15 protein-coding genes are annotated in these 12,065 nt (G+C 69.1%); 7 read left to right on the top strand and 8 right to left on the bottom strand.

All coding sequences use genetic code 11. The annotated features are described in order from the left end of the window. Positions 1-42 precede the first annotated feature (42 nt). Entirely contained in the window at positions 43-630 is a 588-nt protein-coding gene (locus OG496_RS26105) for a Uma2 family endonuclease (protein ID WP_405972608.1), read from the bottom strand. Positions 631-773: 143 nt separating this feature from the next. Between OG496_RS26105 and OG496_RS26100 the strand changes: the two genes are divergently transcribed. Then, positions 774-1,541 carry a Stf0 family sulfotransferase gene (locus OG496_RS26100; RefSeq protein WP_405972607.1) on the top strand — a complete coding sequence of 256 codons (768 nt, stop codon included), beginning with the start codon at positions 774-776 and terminating at the stop codon, positions 1,539-1,541. A 5-nt stretch (positions 1,542-1,546) separates the two neighbouring features. Here the strand turns inward: OG496_RS26100 and OG496_RS26095 are convergent, their stop codons facing one another. Next, the gene (locus OG496_RS26095; protein ID WP_399396103.1) at positions 1,547-2,311 is read right to left on the bottom strand and encodes an SGNH/GDSL hydrolase family protein; all 765 of its coding nucleotides are present in this window, start codon (positions 2,309-2,311) and stop codon (positions 1,547-1,549) included. A gap of 119 nt (positions 2,312-2,430) precedes the next feature. Between OG496_RS26095 and OG496_RS26090 the strand changes: the two genes are divergently transcribed. Beyond that, positions 2,431-3,429 carry a WD40 repeat domain-containing protein gene (locus OG496_RS26090; protein WP_405972606.1) on the top strand — a complete coding sequence of 333 codons (999 nt, stop codon included), beginning with the start codon at positions 2,431-2,433 and terminating at the stop codon, positions 3,427-3,429. On the opposite strand, the gene OG496_RS26085 is transcribed toward OG496_RS26090, so the two are convergent. Continuing rightward, positions 3,410-4,234, bottom strand: coding sequence for a TetR/AcrR family transcriptional regulator (locus tag OG496_RS26085; protein ID WP_405972605.1), 825 nt, complete (start codon positions 4,232-4,234; stop codon positions 3,410-3,412). The two genes, OG496_RS26090 and OG496_RS26085, sit on opposite strands and share 20 nt — an antisense overlap. A gap of 107 nt (positions 4,235-4,341) precedes the next feature. On the opposite strand from OG496_RS26085, the gene OG496_RS26080 reads away from it, so the two are divergent. From OG496_RS26080 to OG496_RS26070, 3 genes are all read left to right on the top strand, one after another. Further along, on the top strand, positions 4,342-5,355 hold the full coding sequence (locus OG496_RS26080) for an ATP-binding cassette domain-containing protein (protein ID WP_366496811.1): 1,014 nt from the start codon (positions 4,342-4,344) through the stop codon (positions 5,353-5,355). Further along, positions 5,352-6,269: an ABC transporter permease gene (locus tag OG496_RS26075; protein ID WP_405972604.1), complete on the top strand. Its 918-nt coding sequence runs from the start codon at positions 5,352-5,354 to the stop codon at positions 6,267-6,269. The genes OG496_RS26080 and OG496_RS26075 overlap by 4 nt, the downstream gene beginning before the upstream one ends. Positions 6,270-6,394: 125 nt before the next feature. Then, on the top strand, positions 6,395-7,936 hold the full coding sequence (locus OG496_RS26070; protein WP_405972603.1) for a cellulase family glycosylhydrolase: 1,542 nt from the start codon (positions 6,395-6,397) through the stop codon (positions 7,934-7,936). Between the two features lie 30 nt (positions 7,937-7,966). Here OG496_RS26070 and OG496_RS26065 read toward each other — a convergent pair whose 3' ends face one another. Continuing rightward, entirely contained in the window at positions 7,967-8,107 is a 141-nt protein-coding gene (locus tag OG496_RS26065; RefSeq protein WP_405972602.1) for a hypothetical protein, read from the bottom strand. Between OG496_RS26065 and OG496_RS26060 the strand changes: the two genes are divergently transcribed. Beyond that, positions 8,094-8,582, top strand: coding sequence for an SDR family NAD(P)-dependent oxidoreductase (locus tag OG496_RS26060; protein WP_405972601.1), 489 nt, complete (start codon positions 8,094-8,096; stop codon positions 8,580-8,582). The two genes, OG496_RS26065 and OG496_RS26060, sit on opposite strands and share 14 nt — an antisense overlap. A gap of 60 nt (positions 8,583-8,642) precedes the next feature. Here the strand turns inward: OG496_RS26060 and OG496_RS26055 are convergent, their stop codons facing one another. Beyond that, positions 8,643-9,098, bottom strand: coding sequence for a RidA family protein (locus OG496_RS26055; protein ID WP_405972600.1), 456 nt, complete (start codon positions 9,096-9,098; stop codon positions 8,643-8,645). Between the two features lie 252 nt (positions 9,099-9,350). After that, positions 9,351-9,533 (bottom strand): hypothetical protein, encoded by a 183-nt coding sequence (locus OG496_RS26050; protein WP_366496816.1) that lies wholly within the window; start codon positions 9,531-9,533, stop codon positions 9,351-9,353. Between the two features lie 44 nt (positions 9,534-9,577). Here OG496_RS26050 and OG496_RS26045 point away from each other — a divergent pair, with 44 nt between their 5' ends. Next, entirely contained in the window at positions 9,578-10,066 is a 489-nt protein-coding gene (locus tag OG496_RS26045) for a hypothetical protein (protein ID WP_405972599.1), read from the top strand. A gap of 85 nt (positions 10,067-10,151) precedes the next feature. On the opposite strand, the gene OG496_RS26040 is transcribed toward OG496_RS26045, so the two are convergent. Together OG496_RS26040 and OG496_RS26035 are read right to left on the bottom strand one after the other, a co-directional pair. Beyond that, positions 10,152-10,862 (bottom strand): hypothetical protein, encoded by a 711-nt coding sequence (locus OG496_RS26040; RefSeq protein WP_405972598.1) that lies wholly within the window; start codon positions 10,860-10,862, stop codon positions 10,152-10,154. 317 nt (positions 10,863-11,179) lie between these two features. Next, positions 11,180-11,983, bottom strand: coding sequence for an acyl carrier protein (locus tag OG496_RS26035; RefSeq protein WP_405972597.1), 804 nt, complete (start codon positions 11,981-11,983; stop codon positions 11,180-11,182). Positions 11,984-12,065: the final 82 nt, after the last annotated feature.

Below are 12,065 nucleotides of genomic sequence, written 5' to 3'. Positions count from 1 at the left end.
GTACCTAGCCAACGACTTTGAGTGCGCTCTATGCAAGGGGGGTCAGTCGCGGGGGAAGCCGGCGGTGGTGAGGGTGAGACCGACCACGGTGCCGGTGAGATCCATGTCGTCCCCGAACGTCACCTTCGTCTCCGTCGCGTAGTCGTCGCCCTTGGGGTGGGTGTAGACGTGGCAACGCCCCTGGTACGGGTCGGCGATGACGTAGACGGGGACCTCGGCGAGGGCGTACGCGGCCTTCTTCGGGCCGTAGTCGTTGGCGGCGGTGCCCTTGGAGATGACCTCGGCGACGAACTCGACGTCCTGGTGGCGCCAGCGCCCGCTCTCCGTCTTCTCGGCGCCCTCGGCCATCGCCGTCACGTCGGTCGCGAATCCGTTGAGGTGACCCGGGTAGTCGATACGGACGTCGGACTTCACGCGCTTCCGGGGGTACTTGGTCCGCAGCTGTTCGACGATGTCCAGGATGATCTCCCAGTGGGTGTCCCTCTGCGGCGACATGAAGACGGTCCCCTCGACGATCTCGACCTTGTATCCCTCGGGGACGGGCATCGTCTCAAGCCGCTCGAACATCTCGTCCAGCGTGCTCGTGTTGTCGCTCTCGGCCATCGCGATCCTGTCTTCAAGGACGGTCATCGTGGCGCTCCCGGCCGACCTCCATGCGAGTGCAGCCACGCGGTACAACGATACGCACGGTGACCGGGATGCGTAGTGATCACGCCATCGTCACCGTCGTTATTCGGTTGCCGCCCCGCCCCTCACCTCCGACCCTGTTTCCCGTGACCCAGCCGACGGACACGGCCACGTACTTCATCTGCGCCACTCCCCGGACCGGCAGCTCCCTCCTCCTCGGTCTGCTCGGCTCCACCGGGGTCGCCGGGCACCCGCAGGCCTACTTCCGGTCGCCGGACGAGGGGGCGTGGGCCGAGCGGTGGGGGATCCGCCGTACACCTCAAGGGGCCCTGGACTACGGCGAGTTCGTGCGGGCCGCGCTGCGGGAGGGGCGGACAGGCAACGGGGTCTTCGGGGCCAAGCTCATGTGGGGCACGCATGCTGAGCTGACCGGCAGGTTGGCGGGCCTGCATCCTGAACTCGCCGGGGATGAACTACGGCTGCTGGAGCGGGAGTTCGGGCAGCCCGTCCGGTTCGTGCATCTGCGGCGGGACGACATCCTCGCCCAAGCCGTGTCCTGGCTGCGCGCCGAGCAGACCGGGGTCTGGTTCGTCGGCGGGCGGGGTGAGATCAGCGGAGGCGGAGGCCAAGTCGCCGGTGAGCGGCCTCACTTCGACCGTGCCGCCATCACCCGCATCATGCGGACCGTCGAGGAGCACAACGCCGGGTGGGAGCGCTGGTTCGAGGCCTACGGCATCCAGCCGTACCGCGTCCGCTACGAGGACCTCTCCGCCGATCCGTCCGCCGTCACCCTCAGCGTTCTCGACGACCTGGGTCTCGCCCTCCCCGCCGGACAGCAACTCACCCCCAGTCACCACCGCCAGGCCGACCGCCTCAACGAGGAGTGGATCGCCCGGTTCAGCCGGTTCGGCTGACGTGGTCACCTCGGGCGGCGTGAGGACCTGTGGGAGGACCTTCTGCCGGAGGTGTGGGACTGCGCCGGGCTGCCGCTCGTCCCGGGCATCGGGGCCAGGTCGCCGTACTCCCCACCCACCCCCCACGCCTGGTGCATCGCCCCCGCGAACGCCCCCGTGATCTTGTGCTCGCCGGCCGCGTTCGGATGCGTGCCGTCGTACGTGTCGTGGTCGACGTCGTACGACTCGGGGAGGGAGGCCAGGAGGAGCGGGGAGCGCGGGTCGTCCAGGTCGGCGACCGCCTTCGCCTGGAGTTCGTTGAAGAGGGCGACCTCGGTGGCGAAAGGGACGTCCGTGCGGGCGCGGACGTTCGGGATCACCGGCAGGAACACCATCCGTACGGACGGCTTCGCGGTGCGGGCCTGCGCCACGAAGGCGCGCATGTTGTCGGCCGTCTGCGCCGCGTTCGTGTAGAAGCCCAGGTCGATCAGGCCGAGGGAGACGAGGAGCACGTCCGCCCGGTGCGCGCGGACCGCCTCGCCGATCAGCGGGGCCATGTGCAGCCAGCCCTCACCCCAGCCGGCGAGGTGGAAGTGCGGGAAGTCGGGGTCGGCGTACTCGTACGACGTGGGCGTGTCCGTCGCCTTGTCGTACAGCGTCTCGCGCGGGCCGACCACGGCGAACGGGCCGCCGTAGGTCGCGCGCAGGTGCTGCCACATCCGGTAGCGCCATGTGTGTTCGCCCGCGCTCCCGATCGTCATGGAGTCGCCTACGGGCATGAACCTGAGCATCCGCTCATGATGGACGATCAACCGGCGGGGGATGGAACGGGCGGGGTGTGAGGCCCACCACGCCCGCCGCCCGACTGTCCCGACCGCTGCCCCACCGCGCGGGATGGCAGGCTTGGGGCATGCGTCGCTTCCTCGCGTTCCTCGGCGCCGGCTTCCTCGTCGGCGCGCTCGCCCTGCCCGCAGCCGCAGCACCCTCCGACGACGGTGACGGCAAGGGCGACAAGGGGTTCACGATCACCGACTCCCGGATCACCGAGTCCAGCGGGCTCGCCGCCTCGCACCTCCACCCCGGCATCTACTGGACGCACAACGACAGCAACGACGGCCCGTACATCTACGCCGTCGACAGCAGCACCGGCAAGACGGTCGCCACGGTCACGTTCAGCGGCGTCGGCAAGCCGCGCGACGTCGAGGCGATCTCCATCGGCCCGCACAACGAGATCTACGTCGGCGACATCGGCGACAACCTAGACGGGACCTGGCCGTACGTCTGGATCTACAAGCTGCCCGAGCCGAAGGTGCTCAAGGACCAGACGATCCGGGCGACGCAGTACGTCGTGAAGTACTCGGACGGCGCCCGCAACGCCGAGTCGCTGATCGTCCACCCCAAGACCGGGCGCGTGTACATCATCGACAAGAAGGAGGACGGCGGCCACCTCTTCGAGGGCCCGGCCACGCTCTCCTCCTCCGGCACCAACTACTTCAAGCCCATCGCCGCCGTGGACCTCTGGGCCACCGACGCCGCCTTCTCGCCCAACGGCCAACAGCTCGCCGTACGCGGCTACTTGGGCGGTATCTACTACGACTGGAACGGTGGGAAGATCAAGCGCGAGGGCCGCCTCGACGTGCCGTTGCAAGGACAGGGGGAGTCCGTCAGCTACTCCGCCGACGGGACCAAGCTGATGTACGGGAGCGAGGGCACCGACAGTCCGGTGCAGGCGGAGGACGCTCCCGGCGGGAGTTCGGACTCCTCCAAGTCGCCCTCCGGGGGCGGGAGTTCCGCGAGCGGTGACAGCGACGGCGGCTCGGGGAGCAACGTGAAGATCGGTGCCGTGGCCGTCGTGGTCGTCGGCGGGGCGCTGTTCGGACTACGGCGCCTCACGCGTCGTAGGAGCTGAACTCGCCCCTCTCACCGGGCTGTTGGCCCTCGCCGCGCTGGTGGACCACGACCTCCAGCCCGTCGAGGATGCGCCCGAGCCCGAACTCGAAGTGGTCGAAGCCGGCGGTGAAGGTGTCGGGGGAGAGGGACGCGAGCGTCGGGTACGCGCCGGTCGCCATCGCCTTCTCCAGCGCCGGGACCTGGGCGCCGTAGAACTCCGCGTCGGTCAGGCCGGTGCTGCGGGCCGCCTCCTCCTGGTGGACCTGGGTGCGGGCGGCGCCGACGACGTAACCGTCGATCATGACGACGGTCGAGACGAGTTCCGGGTCGGTCAGGCCCATCGGGCGGATACGGCCGAGCAGGTGTTCCAGCGTGGCGAGGGCGCGGGGGCCCAGCAGCGGGCGGGACTGGTTGACGCGCAGCAGCCACGGGTGCCGGCGGTGGACGGCGAGGGCGTCGCGGGCAGCGGTCTCCAGCGCGGCCCGCCAACTGCCGCTGCCCGCACCGTCGTTGGGGCGGTCCGGGAAGCGGACGCGGTCCAGCATCAGGTCGAGGAGTTCGGCCTTGCCGGGGACGTAGCGGTACAGGGACATCGCGCCGGTGCCGAGGTCGGTGGCGACCCGCCGCATGGACACGGAGTCCAGTCCCTCCTCGTCCGCGATGCGGATGGCCGCGTCCACGATCCGGTCGACGGACAGGCCCGGCTTCGGTCCGCGGGTGGGGCGGGGGCCGGTGTCCCACAGCAGTTCGAGGGTGCGGCCGATGTCACCGCTGCCGCTGGACTCCGTCGAGTTCGAGATCGAGTTGGGGGGCCTGCTCGTCATGTGGGGGAGTCTAGGTCGCCGGGCGAAAACCGAGTACACCGTACGCGCAATCGGATACGGTGCACGCAGTTCGGAACGCCCGGTGCAGGAGGGAGGGAAGAGGACCCATGGGTGGTGACACGTACGTGGTGGAGGCCGAGGCGCTGGAGAAGCGCTACGGCGACAAACACGCCCTCGACGGCTTCGACCTGGCCGTCCGCGAGGGCACCGTGCACGGTCTGCTCGGCCCGAACGGCGCCGGCAAGACCACCGCCGTCCGCATCCTCTCCACACTCGTCCGGCTCGACGGCGGCCGGGCGACGGTCGCCGGTCTCGACGTGGCCCGCCAGCCGCGCCAGGTGCGCACCCGGATCGGACTCACCGGCCAGTACGCGGCGATCGACGAGATCCTCACCGGCCGGCAGAACCTGGAGATGTTCGGCCGCCTCTTCCATCTCGGCCGCAGGCGGGCCAAGTTGAGGGCGGCCCAACTCCTGCGCCAGTTCGACCTGGAGGCCGCGGCGGACAAGGGCGCGGGCGGCTACAGCGGCGGCATGCGCCGCCGTCTGGACCTGGCCGCGTCGATGATCCTGGCCCCGGCCGTCCTCTTCCTGGACGAACCGACCACCGGCCTGGACCCGCGCAGCAGGGGCGAAGTCTGGGAAGCGGTACGGCAGTTGGTGGCGGAGGGCACCACCGTCCTCCTGACCACCCAGTACCTGGAGGAGGCCGACCGGCTGGCCTCCCGCATCACCGTCATCGACCAGGGCCGGGCCATCGCCGACGACACCCTCGACGGCCTCAAGAACCGCGTCGGCGGCGACCGTATCGAGGTCGTGCTGCGCGAACCGGCCCACATCCCCTACGCGTTGCAGGCGGTCGCGAGGGTCGCCCACGGCGGCCAACCGGAGGCCGACATGGGTGAGTTGCGGGTGCACGCACCGGTGGCCGACCGGGTGGGCTCGCTGACCGAGGTCGCCCGCTACCTCCACCACTACGGCATCCCGGTCGAGGACATCGGCCTGCGCCGCCCGAGCCTGGACGACGTGTTCCTACGCCTGACGGGCCGCCGTACGGAAGAAGAACCGACCGCCCAGGAGCCGGAGTTCGAGGCTCCGGAGACCGAGGGAGCGGCGGCATGAGCGGTGGCACGTCGACAGCGCCGGCGTCGGCGTCCGCATCCGAGGGGACCGGCCGCACGTACCGCAGACGCCCCCAGCACGGCCGCGTCTTCTGGACGATCGCCGACTGCTGGAACGTCGTCCGCCGAGGCCTGACCCACTACCGCCGCCAACCGGTCAGCATCCTCTGGCAGTTGGGCTTCCCGATCCTGTCCGTGCTGCTGTACGGGTACGTCTTCGGCAAGGCGATGCGGGTGCCGGGCGGCGGCGACTACAAGGCGTTCCTGATGCCGGGCATGTTCGTGATGACGGTGGCCATGGGGTTTGTCTCCACGGCCACGATCTTCGTGAACGACGCGAAGAAGGGCGTCATCGACCGGTTCCGCTCCATGCCGATGGCGCCGTCGGCGGTGGTCGCGGGGCGCGGCGCGACCGATCTCATCGTCGCCTGCGCGGAGTTGGGCATCATGATGGCCACGGCGTACGGCATGGGCTGGCGCCCGGCGTTCGGCGCGGGCCCCGACCTCGGCGCGGGCCTCGGCGTCGACATCGGCCTCGGCCTGGACTTCGTGAAGGCGGTGGCGCTGCTCCTGGCACTCCGCTTCGCGCTGATCTGGGTGGGCGTGTGGCTGGGGTTGCTGCTCCCGGGCCCCGAGCAGGTGGGCGGCCTCTTCGCCATCGTCTTCCCCCTGACGATGATCTCCAGCATCTACGTCTCCCCGACCCAGATGCCCCACTGGCTCGGCCAGGCCGCCCTCTGGAACCCGCTCTCGTCGACGGCGGGCGCCACCCGCGCGCTCTTCGGCGCCCCGACGGGCCAGGGCACGTCCTGGCCGGAACAGCATGCGCTGCTGCTCGCGGGGGCGTGGCCGGCGGCGCTGACGCTGCTGTTCCTTCCGCTGGCGGTACGGAGGTTCCGCAGGCTCAGCCGATAGCCGTGGACGATTGTCGGCGTCCGTTGCCTTGACGTGTTCACGTGACGTGGCTTCCATGGGAGGCGCAGGGTGGTGGGAGCGCTCCCACCGGTTCCGGACCCGCGCCTCCGAGAGGAAGCAGCGACATGTTCCGCAACGTGAGAAGAGCGCTGGGGGTTGCCGCCGCGGCGATCCTGTTACCGCTGGCCGGCGTCCACACGGCACAGGCGGCCGATACGGCGGGTCTGAAGGGCGTGGCAGCCGACGCACCCGGGGCCGGATACTGGCACACCAGTGGCCGCCAGATCCTCGACGCGTCCGGGCAGCCGGTCCGTATCGCCGGGATCAACTGGTTCGGCTTCGAGACCGCCAACTACGTTGTGCACGGCCTCTGGTCACGCGACTACAAGAGCATGATCGACCAGATGAAGTCGCTGGGCTACAACACCATCCGCCTCCCCTACAGCGACGACATCCTCAAGCCCGGCACGGTCCCCAACAGCATCGACTTCTCCAGCGGCAAGAACGCCGACCTCCAGGGCCTGAGTTCGTTGCAGATCATGGACAAACTGGTCGCCTACGCCGGCCAGGACGGCCTGAAGGTCATCCTCGACCGGCACCGCCCGGACGCGTCGGCGCAGTCGGCGCTCTGGTACACGGCGGCGGTACCGGAGTCGACCTGGATCGCCAACCTCCGCTCGCTGGCGGCCCGTTACGCGGGCCAGTCGACAGTCATCGGCATCGACCTCCACAACGAGCCGCACGATCCGGCGTGTTGGGGCTGCGGCGACGTGGCGACGGACTGGCGCCTCGCGGCGGAGCGCGCGGGCAACGCGGTGCTGGCGGTCAACCCCGACCTGCTGATCTTCGTGGAGGGCGTGCAGACGTACGCCGGCGTATCGGGCTGGTGGGGCGGCAACTTGATGGGCGCGGGCCAGTACCCGGTCCAACTGACCGTGCCCGACCGGGTCGTGTACTCGGCCCACGACTACGCGACGAGCGTGGCCCAGCAGCCGTGGTTCAGCGACCCGTCCTTCCCGGCGAACATGCCCGGGGTGTGGGACAAGTACTGGGGTTACCTCTTCCGGCAGAACATCGCGCCGGTGTGGGTGGGCGAGTTCGGCACGACGCTGGCGTCGACGGTGGACCAGAAGTGGCTTGCGGCACTGGTGAGTTACCTCCGCCCGACCTCGACGTACGGCGCCGACACCTTCTCCTGGACCTTCTGGTCGTGGAACCCCAACTCCGGTGACACGGGCGGAATCCTGAAGGACGACTGGGTGACCGTGGACACGGTGAAGGACGGGTATCTGGCGAGCGTCAAGGCGGCGGGGTTTCCGAGCACGGGGACGGGGACGGGTGGAGGCGGTGACGGCGGCGGGAGCACCGCGGCTTGCACGGCGTCCTACGCCGTCACCAGCGACTGGGGGAGCGGCTTCAACGCCGCCGTGACGGTGACGAACTCCGGGACCTCGGCCCTCAAGTCCTGGCAGGTGAAGTGGACTTGGTCCGGCGCCCAGCAGGTCACGAGCATGTGGAACGCGTCGTACACCCAGAGCGGGGCGAGTGTGACCGCGGTGAACGCGGATCACAACGGGAGTGTGGGGGTGGGGGGTTCGGCGAGTTTCGGGTTCGGGGGAGCTCCGGGGGGTGGGAGCGCGCCGAGCCTGAGCTGTACGGCGACGTGAGGGGCTGAGGAGGCCGGGCCGGGTTGTCGCTCAGGTCGACGGCTCGGCCCGTCCGGCGGGTGTCGTCAGTGGGTGGACGGCGTTCATCGCCTCGTCGAGGAGGGTGGGCAGCGGGAGGCGGCCCTCCTTCCGTACCCACAACAACGCCGCCGCCGAGGTGCCCGAGGACACCGGCACGTCCACCTCCGGCGACGAGGCGTGGCGGCGCACCTTCGACCTCAACGTCATGGCCGCGGTCTGGGGCGCGCGGCACGCGATCCCGGCGATGTTGGCCAGTGACGGCGGCGGCTCGATCATCAACATCTCGTCCGGCGCCGTGCGTCACCCCACCGCGACGAAGGCGGCCTACGGCGCCTGCAAATCCGCGCTGGAGACGTTCTCCCTGTACATCGGCGCCCAGCACGGCGCGGACGGCATCCGCAGCAACGTCGTACGGCCCGGGTTCGTGCTCACCGAAGGCGTCCGGGAGATCTTCGACGAGGAACAGCGGCAGCGGTTCGCGGACATGCTGGCCCTGGGCCGCGTCTGCGAACCGCAGGACATCGCCGAGACGGTCGCCTTCCTGGCGTCACCGGCGGCCGGTTACGTCAACAGCGCGGTCCTCGACGTCGACGGGGTCGGGGCCAGGCCGATGGTCTCCTGGTGACGCCCATGACCTCCTGGCTGTTGCTCAGCTGTCCAGGGGGCAGGGGAGGTTGGGCTTCGTTCAGGGGGCGACTTCAGGGATCCCGGCGATGACGTCGATCTCCACCGCGGCGCCCAGGGCCAGTTGGGTGACACCAACCGTGGTCCGGCTCGGCAGTGGTCCACGGAACCATGTCCGGTACGCCTTGTTGAAGCCGTCGAACTCGTCGAAAGAGGTGAGATAGACGCGCAGCATCAGCACGTCGTCGAGGGTCAGCCCGAACTGACCCAGTACCCCTTCGAGGTTGCGCCGCACCTGCTCCGCCTCGACCACCAGGTCGCCGCCGCCGACCAGCTCACCGGTCACGGGATCGGTGGCCAACTGCCCGGAGAGGAACACGGTGGAGCCCCACCTCGTCGCATGCGAGTACGCGCCCGCCGGCGGGGGAACGGCATCCCCGGTGAAGGAGAACGTCTCCTTCTGAACCGGCTCGCCCTGCTGAACCGGCCGTACTGGGTGGGAGCTTGAAGGCGTCATACGGCAACCTCTCCAAAGCTGTCGACCATGGACCTGAGCAGTCGGCCATGGACCTGCGCACGCTATCCGACCGCCGAGCACTTGATCCACAAAAAGCATGAAGGATGCGGCGCTGAGACCAGGCGGATCATCACCCGGGTTCGTGGGGATCTGATGTCTGAGCACAGCGCGTATGGCTTCTCCGGGTGGGAAGGGCGGATAGTGGTCGGCCGCGTGGAAGCGTTTGGGCCAACGGCGCCGGCGGGCGTCCGCCTATTCGCGCTGCGCCCTGTGCCGCCACGCCAGCAGATCAACACACTCACGCAGGTCAGGCCGCGGCGGGTCAGCGCGTTCCAGCATCACCATGATGGCCTGGATGCTGCGGCCGGCGGCGATGAGCCCGTCCACCTCTGCCTGCGCCTCCGCCGACAGCCTGTTCCACGCCATGTCGTCCATGCACAGATCCAACCAGCGGAACAGCCCAAGCGGTTCGAACAACCGTGGCCCGCACGCCCGTTGATGCAACTCCTCGTCCTGTTGCCACGAAAGGGGGCAAAGCCGCCGATCCGCGTCCAGACGGGCAACTACGCGGCGGACGCGCCGAGTTACCCAGTGCGGCCGGCGGAGGAGGAAGCCTGTGCGCGCTCATCTATATGTTCATGACGTGGCTGAGGAAGGCCCACGAGAGCGAGGGCAAGGACGTCATCGAGTACGTGGTGCCCACCCTCGTGGCCACGATGCGGATGATGCCCAGGAGTTGTCCCCCCGAGGTCATCCCCATGATGGCCGGCCTGGTGATCGCCGCGGGTACCGAACTGAGCCCCCACCTGGGGCGTCAGCAGTACGGCGACTGGACCAAGGAGGAGATGATTCCGCTGGAGGCCACGGCGTTCCTGCTCGCGGAACACATCAACCGCATCGCCGGCAACCCCGAATTCGCCACCCGCATGATCGTGGACGCGCTGACCAATATCGCTGGGGAGGGCTAGAAGTCCCGGCGTAGGACGATGAGTTCAGGGCTCAGGGGGCTGGGTGTGCGGGGCGGACTTCGTCATCTTGTCCGCAAGCGGTACCTCATAGTGCAACGTCGGCGTCCGCATCGCCTTGTGCGCCGGCGGTACCCACGTCCATGCTGGTGCGCCGCTCCAGGGTCGAGTCAGCCGAGCCGAACACCGCACCGTCCCGCTTCGCCCCCACGCACAACCACACATAGACCAGGTCGAGCACGCTGCACATGATGCCGAGGCCGAGCAGGAACCCGTCGTGCTGGAGGGCGCCGAAGAGGATCGTGGGCGCGAGCGTGCCGAGCCACTTGGCCACCGCGATCGTCACCGACTGTCCGCGCAGTCCGCGCCGTGCGACGAACATCGCGACGAACAGGGCGGACATCAGCAGGTTCTGGAGAAACGCCGAGTAGCCGGCCCCGTCCTCCGCGCCGAACTTCGCCAGGAACAGCCACTGCACGGCGAACGACGTCCCGAACAGCAGCACGCTCAGCCCGGCGAACATCCGTGGCGTGACGAACGACGGGAACTCGGCGCGGCCGTACCGGAAGAACGTGTACACGATGACCGCGTCGGCGATGCCCCACACCAGGTTGATGCCGCCCTGCACCGACGGGTCGAAGACCAGGTTGTGCACCGCGTACGTCCACTCCCACGCGAAGTTCAGGCCCAGCGCCACGGCAGGCATGGCGTAGGTGCGTTCGCGGAACCCGACCCGGATCGCCTCGATGTACACGATCGTCCAGGCGATGCCGCTCGCGAGGATGAGGGCGATATCCATCTGCGTCTCCTGTTGCGGATCTTCGAGGGGTCGCGCGGACGCTAACAGACACGTTCGGGGATGTGGGCGATGGCTGCCTTACGCGAGTGTGACGTACGGACGTGGGGACGCACCACGTCGTACTCGGCTTGCGGGGGCGGTTGTTGGGGCTTCGGCGGGAGCCGCCATGCGTACGGGCCCGGCGTCCGGACTTCCTCCCCAAGGTCCGTGTCGGGCAAGGGAGTTCCGGCAGGGCTTTCTCCTGCAGTTCTGCTACGCACATGCCGGTCCCCCCCGCCCCACCCCCCTGCGCCTACGCCTACGCCTACGTCGGGAGGCTACTTGCGGGGCAAAGACGTGTTCGTGATCGGCAGCTTCTGGACCGCCCCCGCCACGTACAGGTCCGTCGGAGCCGTGCGCAGCGTGAACGTGTCGTCGTAGGACGAGACACGCACCGACAGGACGAAGAAGCCGTCGTCCTCCGCGGTCACCTTCACGTGGGACTCCTGCTCCCAGTACGTCTGCAGGAAGACCTCCGTGCCCTGGGGCTCGACGCCCTTGGGGAGGGTGACCTTGCCCTGGACGGTGAGGATGTCGCCAGCCTTCACCTTCTTCTTGTTGACCGAGTAACTCACCGAGCTGGACCTGGTCTTGGCGGCGACCGTGGTCTCCGCGAAGTAGCCGTCCTGCGGGGTGTTGAGGTCGCCGTCCTCGTCGTAGAGGGCGGTGATGTGCACGTCGTGCTGGACGTTGAGCAGGCTGCTGCCGCCCGAGCGGTCGATGTCGACGTCCGGGATCGTGAACTTCCCGTTGGCGTCGGTGACCGGCTTGCCCAGGTCGCGGGGCTCGTAGTAGTTGGGGTCGATCGGGTCGCCCCACGGGTTCCAGGTCGTGAACTGGACGACTTCCTGGAGGGTGACGGGGATGTTCGGCGCCGGGGTGCCGTCGGCCTTGGTGACGGTGCCGGTGACGTCGACGTAGCGCTCGGCGTAGTTCGTGCTGGCCGGGTTCGTCGTCACGGTCAGCACGTACGCGTCGCCGGGCGCGGCGTCCGCTGAGGCGGCCGGCGCGGACAGGGCGCCCGCGGCGAGGAGCAGCGCGGTGGTGGCGGCGAGCCGCGTCGGCAGGGACTTCCTGGGCATGGGGCAACTCCAACTTCGGTCGGGAATCGAGGAGTTGCGCCGCAGGTGTGCGACGCAACGGGTTCGACCGGCGGGGTGCGGT

It is taken from the genome of Streptomyces sp. NBC_00988, assembly GCF_045162645.1.
Taxonomy (GTDB): domain Bacteria; phylum Actinomycetota; class Actinomycetes; order Streptomycetales; family Streptomycetaceae; genus Streptomyces.
Note: the sequence above shows the minus strand (reverse complement) of the source record. Positions and strands in the feature narration are given on the sequence as shown.

Excerpts from the sequence above, each read along its gene's own strand:
- OG496_RS26085 (WP_405972605.1), bottom strand. The coding sequence starts at position 4,234 with ATGACGAGCAGGCCCCCCAACTCGATCTCGAACTCGACGGAGTCCAGC.
- OG496_RS26090 (WP_405972606.1), top strand. The coding sequence starts at position 2,431 with ATGCGTCGCTTCCTCGCGTTCCTCGGCGCCGGCTTCCTCGTCGGCGCG.
- OG496_RS26070 (WP_405972603.1), top strand. The coding sequence starts at position 6,395 with ATGTTCCGCAACGTGAGAAGAGCGCTGGGGGTTGCCGCCGCGGCGATC.
- OG496_RS26080 (WP_366496811.1), top strand. The coding sequence starts at position 4,342 with ATGGGTGGTGACACGTACGTGGTGGAGGCCGAGGCGCTGGAGAAGCGC.
- OG496_RS26075 (WP_405972604.1), top strand. The coding sequence starts at position 5,352 with ATGAGCGGTGGCACGTCGACAGCGCCGGCGTCGGCGTCCGCATCCGAG.
- OG496_RS26105 (WP_405972608.1), bottom strand. The coding sequence starts at position 630 with ATGACCGTCCTTGAAGACAGGATCGCGATGGCCGAGAGCGACAACACG.
- OG496_RS26040 (WP_405972598.1), bottom strand. The coding sequence starts at position 10,862 with ATGGATATCGCCCTCATCCTCGCGAGCGGCATCGCCTGGACGATCGTG.
- OG496_RS26035 (WP_405972597.1), bottom strand. The coding sequence starts at position 11,983 with ATGCCCAGGAAGTCCCTGCCGACGCGGCTCGCCGCCACCACCGCGCTG.
- OG496_RS26055 (WP_405972600.1), bottom strand. The coding sequence starts at position 9,098 with ATGACGCCTTCAAGCTCCCACCCAGTACGGCCGGTTCAGCAGGGCGAG.
- OG496_RS26095 (WP_399396103.1), bottom strand. The coding sequence starts at position 2,311 with ATGCTCAGGTTCATGCCCGTAGGCGACTCCATGACGATCGGGAGCGCG.
- OG496_RS26050 (WP_366496816.1), bottom strand. The coding sequence starts at position 9,533 with ATGGACGACATGGCGTGGAACAGGCTGTCGGCGGAGGCGCAGGCAGAG.